Consider the following 23,546-nt stretch of genomic DNA (forward strand, 5'->3'; position numbering starts at 1 on the left):
CGTTGGGAGCGGAAAGGCGACCGGCCTTGGCGGATACGAGGCGAACCTATACCCGGCTTGCATCCGCAGTCCAGACCACGTCGAGTTCTTCGCGGAAGGCAAATCGCTTGAGGTGATCGGTCACCACATTCTGCATGCGCTCGAGATCCTGCGGATTTTCGACGTGCAGGGTCATTCGCAAAACGGAGGCATCGGCCGCGAATTCGACAGAGGTTTCAGGGCTGAACGGCACTTTGCCGGCGGTTTCGTTGAATTCGACGGTGAATCGGTGGCTCCAGTGCTTGCAAAGCTGCTGCAGATAGCGGCTGGCATGCTCGGTTTTCACGGAAGAAACGGAAGTAGGCATAGGGCGCTCCAATAACTGGAATTTGTCAGGCAAGTTTATAGTCGCATCAGGTCTCGCCCGGTAGACAGTCTGTTTCAACATTGCGTTATTTCGGTGAAACCCGATTTCGCTATGATCCCCGGCGTCAAAACGCGCGCGAATTGGAGACAGAACCGTGCTGGTGAGCGGAAAGTGGATGGAAGACTGGCAGCCGGTCCAGGCCAAGGATGAAAAGGGCGGCTTCGTTCGCCAGACCTCAAGCTTCCGCAATTGGGTGACATTAGATGGGCGGCCGGGCCCGACGGGTGAGGGTGGTTTTGCTGCCGAAGCCGGCCGTTATCATCTCTACGTCGCTCTCATCTGCCCCTGGGCCTCTCGCACGCTCATCGGCCGCAAGTTGAAGGGCTTGGAAGATGCCATTTCCGTATCGGTGGTCGAGCCGGCCTTGAGCAAGCAAGGCTGGCGCTTCGGCAATTACCCCGGCGCGACCGACGATCCGGTCAACGATGCCAGCTATATGCATGAAATCTATACGAAGGCCGATCCGCTCTTCTCTGGCCGTGCCACCGTGCCGGTGCTTTGGGACAAGCGGAAGAGCACGATCGTCAACAACGAATCCGCCGATATCCTGCGCATGTTGAACGACGGTTTCGGCGATCTCGCCCGCCATGCGATCGATCTTTATCCGGCCGGTCAGCGTGAAGCCATCGATGCTTTCAACGCCCGCATCTATCCGGTCCTCAACAATGGCGTCTACCGCGCCGGCTTTGCGACGACACAGATCGCCTATGAGGAAGCCTTCCGCGATGTCTTCGATTGCCTCGATCGGGTCGAAGGCGAGCTGGAAGGCAAGGATTTCCTCTTTGCCGGTCACCCGACCGAAAGCGATATCCGGCTTTTCGTCACGCTCGTTCGCTTTGATGTTGCCTATCACGGCCTATTCAAATGCAATCTCCACCGGCTGTCGGACTATGCCAATCTCCAGGCCTTCTGCCGTCGCATGCTCGACTGGCCGGGCGTTGCCGAGACCGTCAGCTTCGATCATATCAAGCGCGGTTACTATTCGATCGCCGCGCTCAATCCGACGGGAATTGTGCCGGCAGGCCCGGCGCTCGACGAGCTTTTCTGATACTCGACCGGCTCCGAAAACCGGTCTAAGGTCAGCCTCTGTCTGACGGAGCCAGGAGGCGGTCATGAACTGGGAGGAATTTCGGCGCTGGTCGGAAAAGGCGGCGGATTGGGGTGCGGACTATCGCGCATCGCTCCGCGACCGGCCTGTGCGGGCCCAGACGGCGCCGGGCGAAATCGCCGCGCATATCGCCGGCTCTCCACCCGAAACCGGCGAGGCGATGGAGGATATCTTCAAGGATTTTGAGGATATCCTCGTTCCCGGTATGACGCACTGGCAGCATCCGCGCTTCTTCGCCTATTTCCCCGCCAATGCCGCCCCGGTCTCGGTCATTGCCGAATATCTCGTCAGCGCGATCGCTGCCCAATGCATGCTCTGGCAGACCTCGCCATCCGCCACCGAGTTGGAAACCAAGGTGGTCGATTGGCTGCGCCAAGCCCTCGGCCTCCCCGACAGTTTCACAGGCGTCATCCAGGATTCCGCCTCCACGGCGACGCTGGCGGCCGTGTTGGTCATGCGCGAAAGGGCGCTTGGCTGGCAGGGCAACAGCCAAGGCCTCGCGGCGAACAAAGCGGTGCGGATCTATTGCACCGATCAGGTCCACACGTCGATCGATCGCGCCATCTGGATATCCGGCGTCGGGTCGGAGAACTTGGTCCGCATTCCCTCCGGCGGCCCGAACAGCGCGATGGACACGCAGGCATTGGCGGCGGCGATCGAGCGCGATCGCGCGGCGGGCCTGCTGCCGGCCGGCGTGATTCCCTGCGTCGGCGGCACCAGCATCGGCGGCTGCGACGATATCGCTGCGGTCGTCGACGTCGCTCACCGTTATGGGCTTTATGTGCATGTCGACGCTGCCTGGGCCGGTTCGGCGATGATCTGCCCGGAATTCCGGACGCTGTGGCAGGGTGTCGAGCAAGCCGATTCCGTCGTCTTCAATCCGCATAAGTGGCTTGGCGCCCAGTTCGATTGCTCAGTCCAGTTCATCCGCGAACCGGAATCCCTGGTGCGTACGCTGGCAATCCATCCGGAATTTCTGCGCACCCATGGCCATGATGGCATTACCAATTATTCGGAATGGTCGGTGCCGCTCGGTCGCCGCTTCCGTGCTCTGAAACTCTGGTTCCTGCTGCGCTATCATGGCCTCGAAGGGTTGCGGACGATGATCCGCAATCATGTCTCCTGGTCGCAGAATCTGGCTAAGCGTCTGGCCGCCGAGCTGGATTTCGAGATCGTCACCCAACCATTCCTGTCGCTGTTCTCCTTCGATCACAAGGCGCCTGCCGGCATGGATCAAGAAGAGCACACGCAACGCCTGATCGCGGCGATCAACAATGACGGCCGCATCTATCTGACGCAGACCCGTGTCGGCGGTCGATTGGTCATCCGTTTCCAGGCCGGCCAGTTCGAGGCGACGACGGAGGACATCGATACGGCCTTCGACGTCATCGTCGAAATCGCTAGATCGCTGCCTACAAGCTAGGGGCGCTGTTTTTCCAGCGGAGAGCCATACTAGGCTCTCCGAAATCGATGGGTGACACTGGTGAATAATTCGTTCATATACGGTGAAACCAATCTCGTCTTTGAAAATGCAGGGAAGGAAGACCCATGAAATTGTTGCGTGTTGGCGAAGCCGGCAAGGAAAAGCCGGCGCTTCTGGATAGCGACGGCAAGATCCGCGATCTCTCCGCTCATGTCGCCGATATCGGCGGCGAGGCGATTTCGCCCGCCGGTCTGGCGAAGATCGCCGCCCTCGATCCGAAGAGCCTGCCGGAACTGGCCGAAGGCCGTATCGGCGCCTGCGTCGCCGGCACCGGCAAGTTTATCTGCATCGGCCTGAACTTCTCCGACCATGCCGCCGAAACCGGCGCCACCGTACCGCCGGAGCCGATCATCTTCATGAAGGCCACCTCCGCCATCGTCGGCCCGAACGACAACGTGCTGATCCCGCGTGGCTCGGAAAAGACCGATTGGGAAGTCGAACTCGGCGTCGTCATCGGCAAGACGGCGAAATATGTCAACGAAGCCGATGCGCTGGATTATGTCGCCGGTTACTGCGTCTCCCACGATGTCTCCGAACGCGCCTTCCAGACCGAGCGTTCGGGACAGTGGACCAAGGGCAAGTCCTGCGACACCTTCGGCCCGATCGGCCCCTGGCTCGTCACCAAGGATGAAGTCGCCGATCCGCAGAAGCTCGGCATGTGGCTGAAGGTCAACGGCAAGACGATGCAGAACGGCTCGACCAAGACCATGGTCTATGGCGTTGCCTATCTCGTCTCCTATCTCAGCCAGTTCATGTCGCTGCATCCGGGCGACGTCATCTCCACCGGCACGCCTCCGGGCGTCGGCATGGGCATGAAGCCACCGCAATATCTGAAGCCCGGCGACGTCGTCGAACTCGGCATGGAAGGTCTCGGCGCGCAGCGCCAAACCTTCCTGGCCGACGCTTGATGAACGTGCACGATCAGGAACTTTAACGTTTTGAGACCATTATTGATGCCGGAGACGTAATTCTCCGGCATTTTTGCGTGCGCAAGATTCCGAAAGGGTTATGTTGCCCTGCAACAAAAGCTGCTAGTCTCGATAAAAGAGTTTTTCATGGATGAGGGTCGCGCTGGGGGAGCGTTCTTCGTCTGATCACCTCGAAAGGTAATGATTTTATGTTTTATCAGCTCTATGAACTCAATCATGCCGCCCTCGCACCTTTCCGCGCCGCTGCCGACATGATGCGCCTGGCCTATGCCAATCCCCTCAATCCGCTGTCCCATACGATGCTCGGCCGTACGGTGACCGCAAGTCTCGAAGTCTTCGAGCGCACCACCCGGCGCTATGGCAAGCCGGAATTCGGTCTGCATGAAACCTCGATCGGGGGTAAGCAGGTTTCGGTCCACGAAAAGATCGTCTGGAACAAGCCCTTCTGCAATCTGATCCATTTTGAGCGCAGCCTGCCGGCCGGCCATGGCAGCGATCCGCGTATCCTGATCGTCGCGCCGATGTCGGGTCACTATGCGACGCTGCTGCGCGGCACCGTGGAAGCGCTGCTGCCGAGCGCCGATATCTACATCACCGACTGGATCGATGCCCGTATGGTGCCGATGACCGAGGGCACCTTCGATCTGGAAGACTACATCGATTACGTCATCGAGATGCTGCATCATCTCGGGCCGGACACCCATGTCATTGCCGTCTGTCAGCCCTCCGTGCCGGTTCTGGCCGCAGCCGCGGTGATGGAAGCGGCCGGCGATCCGCTGTCGCCTTCGTCGATGACGCTGATGGGCGGCCCGATCGACACGCGCATCAATCCGACAGCCGTGAACCAGCTCGCCAAGGACAGGCCGCTCGAATGGTTCGCCGACAATGTCGTCATGAACGTGCCCTGGCCGCAGCCGGGCTTCATGCGCCCGGTCTATCCCGGCTTCCTGCAGCTCTCCGGCTTCATGTCAATGAACCTCGACCGGCACATGATTGCACATAAGGACTTCTTCATGCACCTCGTCAAGAACGACGGCGAGCCGGAGAAACACCGCGATTTCTACGACGAATATCTGGCAGTCATGGATTTGACGGCGGAATTCTACCTGCAAACCGTCGATCAGGTGTTCATAAAGCATGCGCTGCCGAAGGGCGAGCTGGCGCATCGCGGCCAGCGCGTCGATCCGACGGCGATCCGCAATGTGGCACTGCTGACGGTAGAAGGCGAAAACGACGACATTTCCGGCGTCGGCCAGACCAAGGCGGCGCAGACCATCTGCACCAATATCCCTGAGGATATGCGGATGCACTATCTGCAGCCGGATGTCGGACACTACGGCGTCTTCAACGGCTCGCGTTTCCGTCGCGAAATCGCGCCGCGCATCGTCGCTTTCACCCGGGAACACAGCCGCACCGGAAAGCCGGTCGTCAAACGTGTGATCAAGGGCGGAAAATCCGCCTGAAATTGCAAAGAATTAGCTTTTGTTGAATTATTGGGCCGGATTCAAAGGCTTGTCCGATTTTCCGGCTAAAAGGCATTGAAGGCTCACGAAGAGGTTACCATCTCGATTCCAGCGGTTCGGCATGTGGCCGGGCCGCTCTACTGCGAGGATACCTCACGATGAACCACCAGTCAGCATTGCTTCGCCCGGATTGGACTCCGGCTACCATTGCCCTGATGATACTTGGCTTCGTGGTCTTCTGGCCTCTGGGTCTCGCCATGCTTGCCTATATTCTCTTCGGCGAACGCCTGAGAGATTTCAAACGGGATGTGAACCAGAGGGCCGACGGCATGTTTGCCGGCTGCGGCCGCCACCGCGGTCGTTATCGCCAGCATTTCTCCACCGGCAATGTCGCCTTCGACGATTGGCGGCGGGCAGAGCTGGAGCGCCTCGAAGAGGAGCGCCGCAAACTCGATGAAATGCGCGCCGAGTTCGACACCTATGTCCGCGAACTCCGACGCGCCAAGGATCAGGAAGAGTTCGACCGTTTCATGCGCGACCGCAACAACGTCAAGCGCAATGATGAGAACGGCCCGGCTTCCGAATTTAAGACGCCGTAATTGCAACAGCTTTTCCAGTCAGAACCGGCATCCGGCGATGCCGGTTTTTCTTTGCCAGAAACCCACGCGAATCGTATAAAACTGCTTTCATGTTTCCGCTTTCGTCCAGATCCCGCCGACCTGTTCCCAAGCCGCCCGCGCCGGAAACGCGCACGTTGGACGTGGCCGGTAGGCTGATGCCACTGACGATCCGCCAGCATGAACGGGCGACGCGGATCACGCTTAGGATCGAGCCCGGTGGGCGGGCGCTGAAGATGACCATTCCGCGCGGCCTGGCGGCCCGTGAGGTCAATGCCTTCCTCGACCGGCATCAGGGCTGGTTGCTGACCAAGCTTGCGAAATTCTCCACACAGGGAAATCTTCAGAGCGGCAGCGAAATCCTCCTGCGCGGCATCCGTCATCGGATCGAGCACACCGGCAGCCTGCGCGGCCTGACCGAGGCGGTCATCGCCGACGGCGTGCCGGTGCTGCGCGTCAGCGGCCTGCCGGAACATGCCACCCGCCGCATCGCGACCTTCCTCAAGAAGGAGGCCCGTGCCGATCTGGAAAAGCTGGTGGCGGTGCATGCGAAAGCGATCCGCGCGACCGTCTCCTCCATCAGTATGAAGGATACCCGCAGCCGCTGGGGTTCCTGCTCCTCGGGGGGAAATCTGAGCTTCTCCTGGCGCATCGTCATGGCGCCGCCGCTGGTGATCGACTATCTCGCTGCACATGAAGTTGCGCACTTACGGGAAATGAACCACGGCCCGCGCTTCTGGGCGCTCTGCCGCAAGCTCTGCCCGGACATGGACGAAGCCAAGGCCTGGCTGAAGCGTCATGGCAGCCAGCTACACGCCATCGACTTCGATTGAGTAGCACGCCCGAACTTACCGAAGGCGCCTGAATTTCCGCACGCGACGACGTTGTCTCTCGCGCTAAGGTTCATTCAGGCATGGCAACGCGGATGGGACGTGTTCCGATCGGGGCGCCGGTCGCGCGGTCGATGGTGACGGGATCGATTTCGGTACCGGCCTCAGCGTCAAAGAAGCGTGTCACATCGCCACCAACAGACCGATGCTTCCGCCCCCATGCCCCAATCGCAAATAGCACCGGCAGGAAGTCTTGGCCCGCGACCGTCAGCACATACTCATCGCGCGGCGGTCGTTCCGAGTAGCGCCGTTTCTCCAATAGCCCGTGTTCCGTAAGCGCGGAGAGGCGAGCGGTCAGCATTGTCGGCGCAATACCCAGGCTCTTGCGGAATTCGTCGAAGCGAGTGAGCCCCGCATGGGCATCCCGCATGATCAGCATGGTCCACGCATCGCCCACCAATGCAAGGCTACGGGCGATCAGACATGGTTGGTTTGAAAGATTCTTCATGTCGATATCTTTTTGATAGTGACTAACTACTGATTTGATAGTAATCCAGCGTTCATCAATGTTCCACGATAAAATAAAGGCAGAGCTTGATGAGCAAGACAGAAAACGGCGTCGCCCTGGTCACGGGCGCTTCCTCCGGTATCGGGTTGGTGACTGCACGCGCGTTGCGACGCGCTGGATACCGGGTATTCGGAACCAGCCGTAAGCCCATGCCGGATACTCCGGACGGCGTTGCGATGCTGGTATGCGACGTTACCAACGATGGTTCGGTGCAAAGGACGGTCGATGAGATATTGGCCCGCGCCGGTCGGATCGATCTTCTTGTCAACAATGCCGGCATCGGATTGCTCGGCGCGGCAGAGGAATCCTCCGAGGCGCAGGCGAAGGCTCTGTTCGACGTGAACTTTTTCGGCGTCCTGCGGATGACCAATGCAATACTTCCGGTGATGAGACGTCAGCGAAAGGGCAGGATCATCAATATGAGTTCCATCCTTGGGCTGATCCCCGCTCCCTACAACGCACTCTATGCATCGACCAAGCACGCGGTCGAGGGCTATTCCGAATCCCTTGACCACGAAGTCCGCACGCAGGGAATCCGCGTCGTGCTCGTGGAGCCCGGCGTCACCCGCACGTCCTTCGAAGAGAACCTGACGCGACCGGATCATCCGCTTCCGGTATACGACACAGCGCGCACCAATGCGGAGGATCTGATGCGCAACGTTATTGGGACGGGCGATGCGCCGGAAGTGGTTGCCGATATGGTGCTCAAAGCCGCTAACGCCGCATCGCCGAAGAGGCGCTACACCGCAGGAAAGGCAGCGGGGCAGGTCCGCTTCATACGCCGCTTCCTGCCGGAGTCCTTCGTCGACAAGAACCTTCGCAAGTTCAGCAGGCTTCCCGACTGATAGCGCTGCACGGCAATTGGTGGGCCTGATTGAGCCCGGACCTTAGTCCGCAGGCCCTCCATGCCCGAGAAGATGCGCTGCCGACCGCCAGGCGTGATGTGCGATCCGGTCGAGCCGTCTGACGGTATCGATCCGCGTGAAGGCTTCGGTGGCGACCAGCTTTCCCGGTGCGACGGAGGCAAGCGTTGCGGCGCGATGGTCCCGTTTCAAAGCGTTGAGCTCTCTTGCGGCCTCCTCTGCTTCAGAGAGCGCCGTGATCACCTCGGGCGAAATGCTCCAGCCAATGGGCGCGGCTTGCGCGCTGAGGGCGGATTCGGCGGTGATCGAGTGCCCGACCGTCTGTGCCGCGCGCATGACCCGTGCGCACAGCACAGCGGCATGACGATCAAGGGTGGCTTCGGCCGGCAGATCGGGAAATTCGCCCTCTGCCAAAACGTCTACAAGGCGCGAGGCGTGATCGAGCGCGTGCAGCGTGCTCGTCATGCGCAGCCGTTCGGCCTCCGTCTCGGGCGGCTCCTTCAATTCGGAGAGGAAATCCCGCACTTCCCGAAGCGCGACACCTGCCGGAGTGCCCTGCGCCGCGGGGCCTGCTTTGGCACCCGAAAGTGCCGCGGAAACCGAAGCGGCGCTTGTTGCGAGCATATCCGCCAGGACACGCCGCACGGTCTCGACCGCGATCACCGGACTGGCGAGCACGCTCGGATCGAGCGCGCGCTGCAGCCCTGTCTGCTTTGTGGGTAGCAGGCGCTCGACGATGCGGGCGAACCATTGCGTAGCCGGCAGGAGCGCCGCGACGCCGACCACATTGTAGGCTGTATGATAGGCGGCAAGCAGCGTCATTCCGTCGACCGACGTGGAGAAGCCGTTCATCAGCGCGGCTGTGAACGGAAAGGCGACGATCGCGATCAACGCTGCGATGATCTTGAACAGCACATAGGCAAGGGCGAGACGCTTGGCTGTCGTACTGGCACCGAGCGCCGCCAATGCGGAACTCGTCGCCGTCCCGATATTTTGACCGATGATAAGCGCTGCGCCCTGCTCCAAGCTGACCGCTCCGGCGTAGAAAGCCGCAATGGTGACGGCGATTGCCGCCGTCGAGGATTGCATGACCGCAGTCATCGCCAAGCCGATGACGATGAGCGCCATCAGCCCGACGAACCCCGCGCCCCAGCCAACCCCCGGTGCGCCGAGCACTGCGGGCAGGTCGGAGGGATGCAGGCTCTCCGCAAGACCTCCCATGCCCTGCTGCAGCGTCGTCAGCCCATAAAGCACCAGCGCGAAACCCGCCAGCGCGCTGCCCGCCGCCGCGATCCGCCCGCCGCCCAGTAGCTTGGCAAGTGCGCCGATAAAGATCATCGGCAGCGCATAGGTCGAAAGCGAGACGCGCACGCCGATCAGCGCCACCAGCCAGCCCGTTCCCGTCGTGCCGACATTGGCGCCGAAAACGATCCCAAGCCCCTGCGGAAAGGTCAATAGGCCGGCATTGACGAGGCCGATCGTCGTCATCGTCACCGCACTCGACGACTGCACGAGAAGCGTGACGATCGCACCCCAGAAAGCACCCGAGAGTGGCGTGGCCGCCGCAGTGCCCAAGGCAACGCGCAAAGCGGAGCCTGCCAGCGCCTTTAGGCCGTCGGTCATGACGGTCATGCCGAGCAGAAACAGCCCGACCCCGCCGAGAATGGCGACTGCTGTCGACATGCACGTTCGTCCGCTGCGCTGTGGTCTTGCCTCATGGGAGTCATAGCACCAATCGCTCTGGTTGCCGATAGTCTCCCGCTGCATCGGCGCTCATCGTTCGAAATGGGCAGGCGCTGCCGTCGCCTCCGTGCAGCGTGGTACCAGTGGCGTTCGAACGGCTGGGAGCAGCTATATTGCTGGTCAAAGGCCCATTGATGAGCTTCGCTGCCGAGCTGCGTAAAATTCCGCGTTCGTTGCCTTTAGGCTCGACTCTTTTGCAATTTCATGTCACTCCGCTGCCATGAACCCCGATATCAAAATTTGTGGCCTGAAGACGCCGGAAGCGGTAGATCGCGCTCTTGAGCGCGGCGCCACCCATATCGGCTTCATCTTCTTTGAAAAGAGCCCGCGCTATGTGGAGCCGGATGTGGCCGGCCAGTTGGCGGAACGCGCGCGCGGCAAGGCAAAGATCGTCGCCGTGACGGTCAATCCCAGCAATGACGATTTGGATGAGATCATCTCGCTGGTGCGTCCGGATATGCTGCAGCTCCATGGCAATGAAAGCCCGGAGCGTGTGCTGACGATCAAAGCGGTCTATAATGTGCCGGTCATGAAGGCCATGGCGGTGCGCACCGCCGACGATCTGAAGCGGGTGGAATCCTATATCGGCATTGCCGACCGCTTCCTGTTCGATGCCAAGCCGCCCGCCGGCTCCGAGCTGCCGGGCGGAAACGGCATGTCCTTCGATTGGAGCCTGATGAGCTGGCTCGACGATCGGGTGGATTACATGCTGTCGGGCGGCGTCAACAAGGACAATGTCGCTCAGGCCTTAGCATCCACCAAGGCTACGGGCATCGATCTTTCCTCCGCCCTTGAAAGTGCGCCGGGCGTGAAGGATCTGAACAAGATCGACCAGTTTTTCGACGCTTTTGCAGAAGCATGTCTGCCGGAACCGGCAGCAGGGAGTAGAGAGTGAACCAGACGCCAAAACTGAATTCCTTCCGCGCCGGCCCCGATGAGGACGGCCGTTTCGGCATTTATGGCGGCCGTTTCGTGGCCGAAACGTTGATGCCGCTAATCCTGGATCTGCAGGAGGAATGGAACAAGGCGAAGAATGACCCTGCGTTCCAGGCGGAGCTGAAATCGCTCGGCGCCCATTATATTGGCCGCCCGAGCCCGCTCTATTTCGCTGAACGGCTGACGGCCGAGCTTGGCGGCGCCAAGATCTATTTCAAGCGCGAAGAGCTGAACCATACCGGCTCGCACAAGATCAACAATTGCATCGGCCAGATCCTGCTCGCCAAGCGCATGGGCAAGACCCGCATCATCGCCGAAACCGGTGCCGGCCAGCATGGCGTTGCGTCTGCGACAGTCGCCGCCCGCTTCGGTTTCCCCTGCGTTGTCTACATGGGCGCGACCGACGTCGAGCGTCAGGCGCCGAACGTTTTCCGCATGAAGCTGCTCGGCGCGGAGGTGATTCCGGTCACCGCCGGCAGCGGCACGCTGAAGGACGCCATGAACGAGGCCCTTCGCGACTGGGTCACCAATGTCGACGACACCTATTACCTGATCGGCACGGCCGCCGGCCCGCATCCCTATCCGGAAATGGTCCGCGACTTCCAGTCGGTGATCGGCACGGAAGCCAAGCAGCAAATGCTGGAGGCCGAGGGCCGCCTGCCGGATCTCGTCGTCGCTGCCGTTGGCGGCGGTTCGAACGCGATCGGCATCTTCCATCCCTTCCTCGATGACGAGGACGTCAAGATCGTCGGCGTCGAAGCCGGCGGCAAGGGCCTGCAAGGTGACGAGCATTGCGCTTCGATCACCGCCGGTTCGCCCGGCGTGCTGCATGGCAATCGCACCTATCTTCTGCAGGATGGCGACGGCCAGATCAAAGAGGGACATTCGATCTCGGCCGGCCTCGACTATCCCGGCATCGGCCCGGAGCATTCCTGGCTGAACGATATCGGCCGCGTCGAATATGTGCCGATCATGGACCACGAGGCGCTGGAAGCCTTCCAGACCCTGACGCGCCTCGAAGGCATCATCCCGGCGCTGGAGCCGAGCCACGCGCTCGCCGAAGTCATCAAGCGCGCGCCGAAGATGGGCAAGGACGAGATCATCCTGATGAATCTCTCCGGCCGCGGCGACAAGGACATCTTCACCGTCGGCAAGATTCTGGGAATGTGAGTTAGACACCATGACCGCACGTATGGACAAACGCTTTGCCGCTCTGAAGGCTGAAGGCCGCCCGGCACTCGTCACCTATTTCATGGGTGGCGATCCCGATTACGAGACCTCGCTCGGCATCATGAAGGCGCTGCCGAAAGCCGGTGCCGACGTCATCGAACTCGGCATGCCCTTCTCCGACCCCATGGCCGATGGCCCGGCGATCCAGCTTGCCGGCCAGCGCGCCCTCAAGGCCGGGCAGACGCTGAAGAAGACGCTGCAGCTCGCCGCCGATTTCCGCAAGACGGATGGCGATACGCCGATCGTGATGATGGGCTACTACAATCCGATCTATATCTACGGCGTCGAGACATTCCTCGACGACGCGCTAGCCGCCGGGATCGACGGCCTGATCGTCGTCGATCTGCCGCCGGAAATGGATGACGAGCTCTGCATCCCGGCGATCCGCAAGGGCATCAATTTCATTCGTCTCGCGACGCCGACCACCGACGACAAGCGCCTGCCGACCGTGCTGAACAATACGTCCGGCTTCGTCTACTACGTCTCGATGAACGGCATCACCGGCTCTGCTTTGCCGGACCCGTCGCTGGTCTCCGGCGCCGTCAAGCGCATCAAACAGCATACCGACCTGCCGGTCTGCGTCGGCTTCGGCGTCAAGACGGCCGAGCACGCCAAGCTGATCGGCGCTTCCGCCGATGGCGTTGTCGTGGGCACGGCCATCGTCAACCAGATCGCCACCAGCCTGACCAAGGATGGCAAGGCGACCGCTGACACCATCCAGGCCGTCGCGACGCTGGTGCGCGGTCTCTCGACGGGAACGCGTTCGGCGCGCCTTGTTGCTGCCGAATAGTTTTCCCACATAGGCGGAAGCTTCGACCGGAACAGGTTGAAGAAACGGCCTATGCCCATATCGGTTAATTCAGTCGATCAGGAGTTTTCGAATTGAACTGGATCACGAATTACGTCCGCCCGCGGATCAATTCCATGCTGGGCCGCCGCGAAGTGCCGGAAAATCTCTGGATCAAGTGCCCGGAGACCGGCGAGATGGTCTTCCACAAGGATCTGGAAGACAATAAGTGGGTCATTCCCGCTTCCGGTTTTCATATGAAGATGCCGGCCAAGGCTCGCCTTGCCGATCTCTTCGACAATGGTGAATATGAAGCGCTGTCGCAGCCGAAGGTCGCGCAGGACCCGCTGAAGTTCCGCGATTCCAAGAAATATACCGACCGCCTGAAGGACAGCCGCGTCAAGACCGAGCAGGAAGACACGATTCTTGCCGGCGTCGGCAAGGTTCAAGGCCTGAAGCTCGTCGCTGTCGTGCATGAGTTCAATTTCATGGGCGGTTCGCTCGGCATCGCTGCAGGCGAAGCGATCGTCAAGGCGTTCGAACGCGCCATTTCCGAAAAGTGCCCGCTGGTGATGTTCCCTGCATCGGGCGGTGCGCGCATGCAGGAAGGCATTTTGTCCCTGATGCAGTTGCCGCGCACGACGGTCGCCGTCGACATGCTGAAGGAAGCCGGTCAGCCCTATATCGTCGTGCTGACCAATCCGACGACCGGCGGCGTCACGGCCTCCTACGCCATGCTCGGCGATGTCCATCTTGCGGAACCGGGTGCGGAAATCTGCTTTGCCGGCAAGCGCGTCATCGAACAGACGATTCGCGAAAAGCTGCCAGAAGGCTTCCAGACCTCGGAATATCTGCTTGAGCACGGTATGGTCGACATGGTCGTCAAGCGCCATGATATCCCCGACACCCTGGCAACGCTGCTGAGGATACTGACCAAGAAGCCGGCGAATGACGTATCTGCCAAGGACCTGAACGGCGCAGCACTGCCGATGGTGGCGAGAGCCTGACCTAAAACGGAATGGCCGAAAGGCGGAGGGTGCGGGATGACGGCTATGGATCAATCCGCAATGAGCGAGGCGGCACGGGAAATCGACAAGCTGATGGGGCTGCATCCCAAAGGCTTCGATCTCTCGCTGGACAGAGTCACCCGGCTGCTCGACATTCTTGGCAATCCGCAAAAAAAGTTGCCGCCGGTGATCCATGTCGCCGGCACCAACGGTAAGGGTTCGGTGACGGCCTTCTGCCGCGCGCTTCTCGAGGCCGGCGGCCTGAGCGTGCATGTCCATACCTCGCCGCATCTCGTCAATTGGCATGAGCGTTATCGCATCGGCGTCAAGGGCGGCCGCGGCAAGCTCGTCGACGACGCGGTCTTCGCCGATGTGCTGCGGCGGATTGCCGACGCCAATGCCGGCGAGAAGATCACGGTCTTCGAAATCCTGACCGCGGCCACTTTCATGCTGTTTTCCGAGCATCCGGCAGATGTCGCGATTATCGAAGTCGGCCTCGGCGGCCGTTTCGACGCCACCAACGTTATTTCCGACCCGGCCGCTTCGGTCATCATGCCGATCTCGCTCGATCACCAGCCCTATCTTGGCGACCGCGTCGAGCTGATCGCCGCCGAGAAGGCGGGGATCATGAAACCTGGTCGTCCGGTCGTCATCGGCCATCAGGAGTATGATGCCGCCCTGGACGTGCTGATATCGACGGCCGAGCGGCTGCGCTGCCCGACCGCGGTTTTCGGCCAGGATTTTTCCGCCCATGAGGAATATGGCCGGCTGGTCTATCAGGACGAGTTCGGGCTCGCCGACCTGCCGCTGCCGCGCCTGCTGGGCCGGCATCAATATGCCAATGCCGCCGCCGCCATCCGCGCCGTCAAGGCCGCGGGCTTCATCGTTACCGAGGTGATGATGGAAAAGGCGATGATGTCGATCGAATGGTCGGGTCGTCTGCAGCGGTTGACGGAGGGCAATTTGCTGCCGCACGCGCCGCAAGGCGCGGAAATCTGGGTCGATGGCGGTCACAATCCCGGCGCCGGCGAGGTCATTGCCGAAGCCATGGCCAATTTCGAAGAGCGTCAGCCGCGGCCGCTATTCCTGATCACCGGCATGATCAACACCAAGGATCCCGTCGGTTATTTCAAGGCGTTCACCGGCTTGGCGGAAAAGGTCTATTGCGTACCGATCCGCGGCAGCGAGTCGATGATCGACCCGGTGGTTCTGGCGGGCTCGGCCTACGATGCCGGCTTGGTGGCCGAGCCGATGTCGAGCGTCGGTCAGGCGCTGGATGCAATCAGAGAGCTGGCCATGCCCGATTTGCCGGCGCCGCGCATTCTGATCGGCGGCTCGCTCTATCTCGTCGGCGATGTCCTTGCCGATAACGGCACACCGCCAAAATGATTCCGGTGAGGTGGTCATCAACCACCCGCCCTCGTGCTTCGAGACGAGCGCTGCGGGCCTCCTCGGCATGAGGGCTGACCTTTTCGCCCAGCCGCACTAGGGCTCATCATTCATCTCTGCGTTGCCGTTGCGACGAGCCCGCTCCATCCTCACCCTGAGGTGCGAAGCCTCGAAGGGCGAGGATGGTCTGTGTTCTCCGACCAACAAAAAGCCCGCACGAAGCGGGCTTTTTCATTCTCTCAGTCGATACCGATCAAGCGGCGCTGGAAATCCAGCTCTGCAGGGCGGTCTTGGGAGCGGCGCCAACCTTGATGTCGGCAACTTCGCCGGCCTTGAACATGGCAAGCGTCGGGATCGAGCGAACGCCGAACTGGGCAGCCAGTTCCGGGTTTTCATCGATGTTGAGCTTGGCGACCTTCACCTTGCCTTCGAACTGTACAGCGAGCTCTTCGAGAGCAGGCGCGATCATCTTGCACGGACCGCACCATTCGGCCCAGAAATCAACGACGACAGGCTCTGCGGACTGCAGGACTTCGGCAGCGAAGTTGGAGGTATCGACTTTAACGGTAGCCATAGGCTGCTCCTTACCAGGATTTGCGGGTTGCTAGATATGTGATGGTGCGGTGCCCAAATTTCAATATTTGGTATTTCACTTTGTTTTGAGCTCCGCAAGCGCCAATGCGAGCGCTTCTTGGGAGAGCGTATGGATCGAGGCGTTCTCGGTATAGACAAGCACGCAATCGATGCGTTTGCCGGGATAAAGCGGCGAAAGGATCTCGCGATAGATGGCAAGCTGTGCGCGGTGGGCGAAGGGAATCTCTTCGGCGACACGCGGCGGCACGCGATTCGTTTTGTAGTCGAGGATGACCACACGGTCGTCGAGTGCGGTCAGCCGGTCGATGCGGCCGGAGACGGCGTAGTTCTGATCGGCGAGCGTCAGCGTGCCCATGATCGAGACTTCGGCCTGGGCATGGGCGCTGAAAACGCCCTGCAGCTCTGGGTGCGACAGCAGCGCCATCACCGAGCCGATCAGCGCTTCGCGTTCGGCCTGCGGCCAGAAGCGCGCGGCTCGCTCGGCATAGCGCCGCGCGGCATCGGCGCGACCCGCCGGCGCGATCTCCGGCAAAGTCTGCAGCATGCGGTGAATGAAACGCCCCTTCTCCAAGGAGCGATCCGATTTGGCCTTCTCGGTGAACAAGGGTGAGGCGACAAGCAGATTGTCGGCCTCGTCGTCGATGATGGTGCCGGCACCGGAAGGGCTGAGCGGTCTGGGCAGGTTTCGCTGCGCCGGCAGCGGCCGGCACAGTCCCGCCGGCAACGCTCCTCGGTCCACAGCCGCTTCCACCTGTTCCATATGCTCGAAACTGCGCTCGACTTGGGTGACCCGCCAGCTCAATCCCTGCCATTCGCCGTCCGGTCCGGAGAAGGTGACAGGGGTGCAGCGCTCGCCATCCTGGCGCAGCGTCCGGGAAATCATAGCATGCCATGTATCGGCGTTTTCGCGGATGCCGCGATAACCGCAGACGATCAGCCGATCGGCAGCCCGGGTCATGCCGACATAGAGCAGGCGGCGATATTCCTCCTCCGCTAGCGCTTGCAGCCTCGTCGCATCGGCCTGTGTCAGCGAGTTGGCGAGCGCGCTGACCGGCACCCAGACGGGCAGCGGGATTTCGCCCTTGCCGGTCTCGATCAGCCGCAGCTTGGGCAGATGCGTATGGGTAAAGGCTTTGCCGCCGCCATCGACGAGGAAGACGATCGGCGCTTCCAGGCCTTTGGAGGCATGCACCGTCATGATGCGCACCTCGTTGCGGCCCTTATCCTGCTCACGCTTCACGGTCGGCGCTTCCAGCTCCAGCGTCGAGATGAAGGATTGCAAGCCCGGCAGGCCGGAGGTTTCGTGGTCCAGTGTGAAGGTCAGGAATTCATCGAGGATGTCGCTGACTTCGGTGCCGAGCCGCGCCAAGAACTGCCGCCGGCCACCGAAGCTGCCGAGAACGCGCGCGTAGAAGTCATGCACGGACAGGCTTTTAGACAGTGCCAAGAAGGTTTTCAGCCGGTCGACCGCATGGCGGAAGCGCTCATTGCCGTCGTCGGCGAATCTCTGCAGATGGCTCCAGACGCTTTCATCATCGCCACGATAGGCCGCGACCGCGAAAACATCGTCTTCGCCGAGATCGAACAGAGGGCTTTTCAAAAGTGCCGCCAGCGAAAGATCGTCTTCCGGCAGCAGCAGGAAACGGCCAAGCGCCAAAAGGTCCTGGATAGCAATGTGGCTGGTCAGCACCAGACGGTCGGCACCGGCGACGGGGATATTGTTGCGCCGCTTCAATGCTCGGGTCAGCGCGTTGACGAAGCTGTCGCGCTTGCGCACCAGCACAAGGATATCGCCGGCCTCGATGAAGCGGGCCTTTCCCTTCTCGATGATCGTCTCGCGGCCAATGATGTTGCCGATCGTCTGAGCCATTCGCCGCGCCAGGATCGCCGCCGGCGCACTTTCCGGCGCCGAATCGAAGGGAGCCGTCCAGTCTTCTTCCTTCGCCAGTGGCTCCGGCGCAATCATCTCCCAGAGATCGACGGCGCCAGGATGACCGATGCGGCTGGAGCGGTGCACGACCGGCTCGGCGGCGGCGCTGAGGCCGCGGGCGTTCTCGGGCGCCGTGAAGACATGGTCGACGGCAGCCAGCACATCGGCGGTCGAACGGAAGGAGAGCGGCAGGCGGATCGATGAAAACTGCTGGCCGCTGCTATCCACGCGCCTCCGCGTGCGATCGCTTTCCTCGGAGAACCGCTCGGGCCGCGCGCCCTGGAAGGAATAGATCGACTGCTTTTCGTCACCGACTGCGAAGATGGTCCTGAGGGTCGGGCGCGCGCTTTCGCCGGAGAAGAAGTCTTCTGCCAGCGATTGGATGACGCTCCACTGGATAGGACTAGTGTCCTGCGCCTCGTCGACGAGGATATGGTCTATGCCCTGGTCCAGCTTGTAGTGGATCCAGGGGCCGACATCTTTCTTGGTCAGGAGATCGGCGGTGCGGGTGATCAGGTCTTCGAAATCGAGCTGGCTGCGCCGCTTCTTCAATTCCTCATAGTCGCGGTTCAGCCGGTCGGCGAGTGTGAGCGCTGCCCGTGTGGCGCGATACATTCGCATCAGCTTCAGCCGGTCGCGACAGGCGACGACATGGGCGCGGGCGGCGGCAACGGCGTCGGCCAGCTCAGGCGCATCCGCCAGCATCGCCTTGACGAAAAACTGGCTATCCGACTTCGGTTCGCCCTTGGCGGTCAGCATGACCTTTTCGAGGATCTCCGCGCGGGCGATCGGGTTTGCCTCGCGTTTGGCAAGGCGTAGCCCGTAGGCGATATCCTGAGCTTTAGCCCCGCCCTTCAGATCGGCAAGGCTGAGATAAAGCTCCAGCGTCGAGCCGGAAAGGCCGGGCAGCGGCCAATATTGCTCCGCGATCCCGGCTTCCGTATCCTCAGGAGAAAGACCGAGCCGGGCGAGCAACGCAGCCTCGACGCCGCCCTTTCGTTCGGCTTCCGCCGTGAAGCGCCTGATAGCGTTGCGGTTGGCGACGATCTCGCCAAGCAATGTCTCCAAGCCTGATTCATCACCGAGATCAAGCACATAGGCGAAGGCCTCGGCAAGCTCGGCATTCGGATGTTGCGGCGTTGCCGTCAGCAGCGATCGACGGGCATCATCCAGCAGGGTTGCCGCGGCCCGATCGTCGAGAACGGAGAAATGGCCGGCGACATTGGCTTCCAGCGGGAATTGATGCAGCAGCGCCTCGCAGAAGGCGTGAATCGTCTGGATTTTCAGACCGCCCGGCGTCTCCAATGCCTTGGCAAAGAGGCGGCGTGCCTCGGCAAGCTTCAAGAGACCCGGTTCCGCACCTTCGATCTCGGCGATCCGCGCCTTCAGCTCTTCGTCCGGCAACGTTGCCCAGGCGGCCAGCCGATCGAAGACGCGGTTCGACATTTCGGAAGCGGCGGCCTTGGTGTAGGTGAGGCAGAGAATGGCCGACGGCCGCGCGCCGGCAAGCAACAGGCGGATGACGCGCTGCGTCAGGACATGCGTCTTGCCGGAACCGGCATTGGCCGAGACCCAGGCGGATCGTTCCGGATCGGAGGCAATGGATTGCTGCACCGTCGTCCAGCCGATCCAGACGCCGGGATCGTCGCTGTCGGGCAGGGCGGCCAGCTCGCCGTTGGAAAGCTCATTCATCGCCGCCTCCCTCCTGCTCGGTCTCCGCCGTCGACCATTCGGAGACGCGGGCGAGGTGATCGTAGTCGCCGCCATATTCGAATTGCTGGGCAGGGATCAGCCGTGACGAGAAGCCCTTTTCGCCGGATTGTAGCAGGGTGACGAATTTGACGAGCTGGTCCATCGACTCCTCGGCCAGATCCATAGCCGACTTTGTTTCCGTCTTGCCGCCGCGGCCGGAAAGTTCGTTGTTGACCTGATCGACCTTGAAGCGGTCGCCAGGCCTCAGCCGGACATAGAGCAGGTTTTCCGGAACGAGCGGGCCGACATTGCGGAAAGCGCCAGCCTTGAGGGCATAGGCTTCCAGCGCCAATTGCGGATCGAGCAGCGCGCGGGCCTGCGCCGGGGAGGGATTATAGCCGGTCTTGTAGTCGATGATATCGGCGGCTTTGCTGCCTTTGAAATCGATGCGGTCGGCAACGCCGGTCAGGCGAATGCCGATCGGCTCGATCTCGACGCCGGCCGGCACTTCCGTTGCCGTCGTGCGGATCTCCGGTCGCCGTTCCGTTTCCCAGGCGAGGAAGGCGCGGGCCACTTCGCGGAAACGCGGCCGCCAGACGCTGTCGATATGAACAGGCAGTTGTTCGGCATCGAAAAGCTCGGCGACGATACGATCCATAGCCAGCGAGGCATCCGGTGTTCCCGCGATATGACCCTCACGGATAAAGCGATCGATGATCTTGTGATAGAGCGTGCCGCGCTCCGCCGGGCCGGGATCGCGGTTGAAGGGAGCGATCGGGTCGAGCCGCAGGACGCGTCGGGCGTAGATCGCATAGGGATCGCGGCGAAGGCGGCCAACCTCGCTGAAGGAATAGCTTTTCGGCTGCAGCTCGGCCGGCGGTTTCGGAGAGGGCCTTGCCGCCGGGGCCTGGTTTTCGCCCTCGTCGATCATGCCGGCCCAGTGGCGGTATTGATCTCCGCGCGCCTTCAATTCTCCGGCAAATGTCTTGCCGCCCAGCGCCATCAGCCGCTGCAGCCATCGCGACGCCACCGTCGGGGTCGAGCCCTGTCGCAGTGCACGCGAATAGATCAGGTCGCGCGTCCCGTTCGCCATTTCAAAATCGTGGGCGAGCTGACCGATGCGGCGCTCCGGCGGCTCCAGGCCGATCTCGGTCTTCATCGTGCGGGAGATGAAGGGATTGTTGGCGGTCTGGCCCGGCCAGGAGCCCTCGTTGAGCCCGCCGAGAATCAGCGTATCGACGCTTTGCAGGCGCGCTTCCAGCGTACCGAAGATGAATAGGCGAGGATGGCTCAGCGCCCGCGGCTTGACTGCCTGACCGGCGGAGAGCGCAGCCATGATATCGATCCACTGCGGCCCATCCGCTTCGAGCTGGCCGTCGGTGTCCATGACCTCCTTCAGTAAGCTCGCCAGCGTATCGCCGGCCTCACCGGACCAGAGTCCGGCCAGATTGCCACGCTCATCAGCGGCAACGGCCTCAAGGGCGCGTCCCGTCCGGTCGGCCCATTCGGACAGCGTGGGAAGTCCGGCGGATGAGGGCGATAGCGCGGAAGCCAGCGGCTCGCATGCCATAGTGATCTTTCGAGCCAACGCGTGTGCGTGCCCTACGGCTTCCGAGGACAGGGATTTGCGCCACTGCGGCGGATGACGGTCCATCGCCTGTTCGGTGAGCTGCCGGTCGAGCAGGGACTCCAGCGTGCCGATATCGACATCGGCGATGCCGCCTCTCAAGGCGAGGATTTCCAGCGCATCGACGCCAAGCTGCAACGCATCCGGGCCAAGGCCGAAACGGGCGAGGGGATGCTTGATGAGCGAGACGATAGCAACGGGATCGCCCGGGCGAAGCGTCGCCTCCAGCAGCAATTGCAGCAGCGCCCCTTGCGGCGTGGCGGCAAGCGGCGTGCCGGCCGAATCGTCGGCGGTGATGCCGAAGCGGGCGAGCTCCGCCGTCACCCGCCGCGCGAGGTTGCGGTCCGGTGTGATCAATGCCGCTTGGCTCTCGCCGCCGTTGCGCCCCGGTTTCTCCAGCGCGAGCCGCAAGGCGATGGCGATTGCCGTGGCCTCCTCGCGCTCGTTCGTAGCCTCGATCAGCGCGACCTCGGCGAAGGCTCGTGCAATAGCGTCCGGCGCCAGTGTTTTTTGCCATGCACCCCAGCCGCTGGTCGCTTTCGCCGGCGCCAACGCGCGCGACAGGACCTCGGCGCGCATTTGCATGCTCTCCGGCGCTTCGGCGACGGTTTCCACGTCGCTTCGTTCCACGCGCAGCCGCTTCAACAGCAGCGACAGGCCATATTGCGAATGGCTGCGCGTTGTCGGATCGACCCTTCCGCTGGTGCTCGTCTCCGGGGCCACAAGCCGCCAATCCTCTTCCGGCATCGTGAGATCGAGGCCCGGCAGCACGATGACGCCCTGCGGCAGCGAGGCGACGGCGGCAATCAGCTCTGCCGTTGCCGGCACGGAACCGGTGGAACCGGCGATGATGATCGGTCCGGCATGCTGCACCGTGGCGAGCCGCTGCGCTTCGGCACGCAGGATGGCATTGCGGTGCCGGGCGGGCGAGGATTTGCCCAGTTCTTCCAGCCGTGCCGGCCAGAAGGCGCTGGCGATCTGCAGGAATTCGGCCGTCAGTTGCCACCAAAGCGCATGGTCTTCGGCGCTGAGATTGCCAAGATCGGCCCAGTCGCGATCCTCGGTCTCGATGGAATCGATAAGTTCGGCCAGATTGCGTGCCAACCAGATGGCATCCGCCGGGCTTGCCGGAGCGACGAGCGGCGAATCCGAATGAATGTCACGGACGATCTGCGGCAGCCTGTTACGCCAGGCAAGGATCAGCCGCGCCAGTTCCAGGAGCCGCGCGGTATTGGCGAGCGGCTGCGCCAGATCGGCGGTGGCGGGCAGTGCCTCTTCGAAATAGCCGCTATCGTCGTCGGTCTCGCCGAGCGGGCGGATCACCGGCAGGATCGCGGAGCGACCGCCGAGCAGATCGACGAATTCCGAACGCAGCACGCGCGCGGCACGCCTTGTCGGCAGGAAGATGGTGACCTTGGCAAGCGATAGCGGATCGCCGGGATCGTGGCGAAAGTGCTCGGTCAGCCGGCCGTCGCAGAGCGCGCTGGCAAGGGTCCTCAGAAAGGGCAGGCCTGCCGGGATCGTCAGAATACGTTGCCGGTGCCCGCCCGTCATCCGTCACGCAAACGCCCGGAAAGTCCGGATCGTTTCCTCCGCCTCGCCGATCGCCTCCGGCGTGCCGACGGTCAGCCAATGGCCGTCGAGCATCGTGCCGTAAAGCCGGCCCTTGGCGATCGCCTTGTCGAAATAGATGTTGATGTTGAAGGCATCATTGGGCGCATCATCAAGAAGGGATGGGTTCATGACAAAGGCACCGGCATAGACGACGCCGTTGTGCTGGGCGTCGCGATAGCGTGTGAGGCGACCGTCGTCAGCTATGCTGAAGTCATTCTTGCCGTTATGCCCTGTGGTTCTTTCCAGCTCGACGCACAGCATAGCCATGTCCATACGCTTCTCGTCGTAGAATCCGGCTAATTGTTCGAGGTTCGTTGGGTGACCGGGCTTCTCACCGATCCAGAACAAGTCGGCATTCATGACGAAAACCCGATCGCGGTCTAGCAGCTTCAGTCCTTTGACGATGCCGCCGCCATTGTTCATCAGAGCTTCCCGCTCGTCGGATATCAGGATTTCAAGGCCGCGATAGCTGCGCAGATGCGCCTCCATCTGGTCCGCATGGTGATGGACGTTCACGACGGCTCGCTCCACGCCGGCTTCGGCCAGCGCATCCAGCGCATAATCGATCATCGGCTTACCCGCGATCTTTACCAGCGGCTTCGGAATGGTGTCGGTCACTGGCCGCATGCGGGTTCCAAGCCCCGCCGCCAATACTATGGCTTGTCTGATAGTCATCTCGTCTCGAATTTGTGATTCGCTCAGCTTTCTTCCTTTAGCACATCGGAGGAAA

Annotated in this window: 19 protein-coding genes; 12 read left to right on the top strand and 7 right to left on the bottom strand. The window is 61.8% G+C overall.

All coding sequences use genetic code 11. The features are described from left to right. Positions 1–46: 46 nt before the first annotated feature. Positions 47–346 (bottom strand): DUF2218 domain-containing protein, encoded by a 300-nt coding sequence (locus C9E91_RS00170; RefSeq protein ID WP_107106384.1) that lies wholly within the window; start codon positions 344–346, stop codon positions 47–49. A 154-nt stretch (positions 347–500) separates the two neighbouring features. On the opposite strand from C9E91_RS00170, the gene C9E91_RS00175 reads away from it, so the two are divergent. From C9E91_RS00175 to C9E91_RS00200, 6 genes are all read left to right on the top strand, one after another. Continuing rightward, entirely contained in the window at positions 501–1,454 is a 954-nt protein-coding gene (locus C9E91_RS00175; protein ID WP_107106385.1) for a glutathione S-transferase family protein, read from the top strand. A gap of 64 nt (positions 1,455–1,518) precedes the next feature. After that, on the top strand, positions 1,519–2,937 hold the full coding sequence (locus C9E91_RS00180) for a pyridoxal phosphate-dependent decarboxylase family protein (RefSeq protein ID WP_107106386.1): 1,419 nt from the start codon (positions 1,519–1,521) through the stop codon (positions 2,935–2,937). A gap of 125 nt (positions 2,938–3,062) precedes the next feature. Next, positions 3,063–3,905, top strand: a complete 843-nt coding sequence (locus C9E91_RS00185) for a fumarylacetoacetate hydrolase family protein (protein ID WP_107106387.1) — start codon at positions 3,063–3,065, stop codon at positions 3,903–3,905. Between the two features lie 209 nt (positions 3,906–4,114). After that, positions 4,115–5,389 carry a polyhydroxyalkanoate depolymerase gene (gene phaZ, locus C9E91_RS00190; protein ID WP_107106388.1) on the top strand — a complete coding sequence of 425 codons (1,275 nt, stop codon included), beginning with the start codon at positions 4,115–4,117 and terminating at the stop codon, positions 5,387–5,389. Positions 5,390–5,547: 158 nt separating this feature from the next. Beyond that, a complete protein-coding gene (locus C9E91_RS00195; RefSeq protein ID WP_107106389.1) occupies positions 5,548–5,988 on the top strand; it encodes a DUF2852 domain-containing protein in 441 nt (146 codons plus the stop codon). Between the two features lie 89 nt (positions 5,989–6,077). Further along, positions 6,078–6,839 carry a M48 family metallopeptidase gene (locus C9E91_RS00200; RefSeq protein WP_107106390.1) on the top strand — a complete coding sequence of 254 codons (762 nt, stop codon included), beginning with the start codon at positions 6,078–6,080 and terminating at the stop codon, positions 6,837–6,839. A gap of 70 nt (positions 6,840–6,909) precedes the next feature. Here C9E91_RS00200 and C9E91_RS00205 read toward each other — a convergent pair whose 3' ends face one another. Continuing rightward, on the bottom strand, positions 6,910–7,344 hold the full coding sequence (locus C9E91_RS00205) for a winged helix-turn-helix transcriptional regulator (RefSeq protein WP_107106391.1): 435 nt from the start codon (positions 7,342–7,344) through the stop codon (positions 6,910–6,912). An 89-nt stretch (positions 7,345–7,433) separates the two neighbouring features. Between C9E91_RS00205 and C9E91_RS00210 the strand changes: the two genes are divergently transcribed. Next, positions 7,434–8,249, top strand: coding sequence for an oxidoreductase (locus tag C9E91_RS00210; protein WP_107106392.1), 816 nt, complete (start codon positions 7,434–7,436; stop codon positions 8,247–8,249). 42 nt (positions 8,250–8,291) lie between these two features. Here C9E91_RS00210 and C9E91_RS00215 read toward each other — a convergent pair whose 3' ends face one another. Beyond that, positions 8,292–9,950 (bottom strand): Na/Pi cotransporter family protein, encoded by a 1,659-nt coding sequence (locus tag C9E91_RS00215; protein ID WP_107106393.1) that lies wholly within the window; start codon positions 9,948–9,950, stop codon positions 8,292–8,294. A gap of 280 nt (positions 9,951–10,230) precedes the next feature. On the opposite strand from C9E91_RS00215, the gene C9E91_RS00220 reads away from it, so the two are divergent. The 5 genes from C9E91_RS00220 (at position 10,231) to C9E91_RS00240 (ending at position 15,359) form a co-directional block, all read left to right on the top strand. Next, entirely contained in the window at positions 10,231–10,905 is a 675-nt protein-coding gene (locus tag C9E91_RS00220; RefSeq protein ID WP_107106394.1) for a phosphoribosylanthranilate isomerase, read from the top strand. Then, complete coding sequence (trpB, locus tag C9E91_RS00225; RefSeq protein ID WP_107106395.1) at positions 10,902–12,116, top strand: tryptophan synthase subunit beta; 1,215 nt, start codon at positions 10,902–10,904, stop codon at positions 12,114–12,116. Before C9E91_RS00220 ends, trpB begins: the two co-directional genes overlap by 4 nt. A 10-nt stretch (positions 12,117–12,126) precedes the next feature. Next, positions 12,127–12,966, top strand: a complete 840-nt coding sequence (gene trpA / locus C9E91_RS00230) for a tryptophan synthase subunit alpha (protein ID WP_107106396.1) — start codon at positions 12,127–12,129, stop codon at positions 12,964–12,966. 92 nt (positions 12,967–13,058) lie between these two features. Beyond that, positions 13,059–13,970, top strand: a complete 912-nt coding sequence (gene accD, locus C9E91_RS00235; RefSeq protein ID WP_107106397.1) for an acetyl-CoA carboxylase, carboxyltransferase subunit beta — start codon at positions 13,059–13,061, stop codon at positions 13,968–13,970. A gap of 60 nt (positions 13,971–14,030) precedes the next feature. Beyond that, the gene (locus C9E91_RS00240) at positions 14,031–15,359 is read left to right on the top strand and encodes a bifunctional folylpolyglutamate synthase/dihydrofolate synthase (RefSeq protein ID WP_181315980.1); all 1,329 of its coding nucleotides are present in this window, start codon (positions 14,031–14,033) and stop codon (positions 15,357–15,359) included. Positions 15,360–15,612: 253 nt separating this feature from the next. Here the strand turns inward: C9E91_RS00240 and trxA are convergent, their stop codons facing one another. The 4 genes from trxA to C9E91_RS00260 all read right to left on the bottom strand — a co-directional run bounded on the left by trxA (position 15,613) and on the right by C9E91_RS00260 (position 23,491). Then, a complete protein-coding gene (gene trxA / locus C9E91_RS00245) occupies positions 15,613–15,933 on the bottom strand; it encodes a thioredoxin (RefSeq protein WP_028753820.1) in 321 nt (106 codons plus the stop codon). Between the two features lie 75 nt (positions 15,934–16,008). Beyond that, positions 16,009–19,575: a double-strand break repair helicase AddA gene (addA, locus tag C9E91_RS00250; protein WP_107106398.1), complete on the bottom strand. Its 3,567-nt coding sequence runs from the start codon at positions 19,573–19,575 to the stop codon at positions 16,009–16,011. Continuing rightward, positions 19,568–22,756 (bottom strand): double-strand break repair protein AddB, encoded by a 3,189-nt coding sequence (gene addB / locus C9E91_RS00255; RefSeq protein WP_107106399.1) that lies wholly within the window; start codon positions 22,754–22,756, stop codon positions 19,568–19,570. The genes addA and addB overlap by 8 nt, the downstream gene beginning before the upstream one ends. Positions 22,757–22,759: 3 nt before the next feature. Beyond that, complete coding sequence (locus C9E91_RS00260; RefSeq protein ID WP_107106400.1) at positions 22,760–23,491, bottom strand: nucleotidyltransferase family protein; 732 nt, start codon at positions 23,489–23,491, stop codon at positions 22,760–22,762. Positions 23,492–23,546 lie beyond the last annotated feature (55 nt).

Origin of the sequence: Rhizobium sp. SEMIA4064 (assembly GCF_003025035.1) — a bacterium.
In the GTDB taxonomy this organism is placed as follows: Bacteria; Pseudomonadota; Alphaproteobacteria; order Rhizobiales; family Rhizobiaceae; genus Rhizobium; species Rhizobium paranaense.

What these genes read in the sequence shown, in the direction of transcription:
- C9E91_RS00170 (WP_107106384.1), bottom strand. Translation starts at nt 346, where the DNA reads ATGCCTACTTCCGTTTCTTCCGTGAAAACCGAGCATGCCAGCCGCTAT.
- C9E91_RS00180 (WP_107106386.1), top strand. Translation starts at nt 1,519, where the DNA reads ATGAACTGGGAGGAATTTCGGCGCTGGTCGGAAAAGGCGGCGGATTGG.
- C9E91_RS00185 (WP_107106387.1), top strand. Translation starts at nt 3,063, where the DNA reads ATGAAATTGTTGCGTGTTGGCGAAGCCGGCAAGGAAAAGCCGGCGCTT.
- phaZ (WP_107106388.1), top strand. Translation starts at nt 4,115, where the DNA reads ATGTTTTATCAGCTCTATGAACTCAATCATGCCGCCCTCGCACCTTTC.
- C9E91_RS00195 (WP_107106389.1), top strand. Translation starts at nt 5,548, where the DNA reads ATGAACCACCAGTCAGCATTGCTTCGCCCGGATTGGACTCCGGCTACC.
- C9E91_RS00200 (WP_107106390.1), top strand. Translation starts at nt 6,078, where the DNA reads ATGTTTCCGCTTTCGTCCAGATCCCGCCGACCTGTTCCCAAGCCGCCC.
- C9E91_RS00205 (WP_107106391.1), bottom strand. Translation starts at nt 7,344, where the DNA reads ATGAAGAATCTTTCAAACCAACCATGTCTGATCGCCCGTAGCCTTGCA.
- C9E91_RS00210 (WP_107106392.1), top strand. Translation starts at nt 7,434, where the DNA reads ATGAGCAAGACAGAAAACGGCGTCGCCCTGGTCACGGGCGCTTCCTCC.
- C9E91_RS00215 (WP_107106393.1), bottom strand. Translation starts at nt 9,950, where the DNA reads ATGTCGACAGCAGTCGCCATTCTCGGCGGGGTCGGGCTGTTTCTGCTC.
- C9E91_RS00220 (WP_107106394.1), top strand. Translation starts at nt 10,231, where the DNA reads ATGAACCCCGATATCAAAATTTGTGGCCTGAAGACGCCGGAAGCGGTA.
- trpA (WP_107106396.1), top strand. Translation starts at nt 12,127, where the DNA reads ATGACCGCACGTATGGACAAACGCTTTGCCGCTCTGAAGGCTGAAGGC.
- C9E91_RS00240 (WP_181315980.1), top strand. Translation starts at nt 14,031, where the DNA reads ATGAGCGAGGCGGCACGGGAAATCGACAAGCTGATGGGGCTGCATCCC.
- trxA (WP_028753820.1), bottom strand. Translation starts at nt 15,933, where the DNA reads ATGGCTACCGTTAAAGTCGATACCTCCAACTTCGCTGCCGAAGTCCTG.
- addA (WP_107106398.1), bottom strand. Translation starts at nt 19,575, where the DNA reads ATGAATGAGCTTTCCAACGGCGAGCTGGCCGCCCTGCCCGACAGCGAC.
- addB (WP_107106399.1), bottom strand. Translation starts at nt 22,756, where the DNA reads ATGACGGGCGGGCACCGGCAACGTATTCTGACGATCCCGGCAGGCCTG.
- C9E91_RS00260 (WP_107106400.1), bottom strand. Translation starts at nt 23,491, where the DNA reads ATGACTATCAGACAAGCCATAGTATTGGCGGCGGGGCTTGGAACCCGC.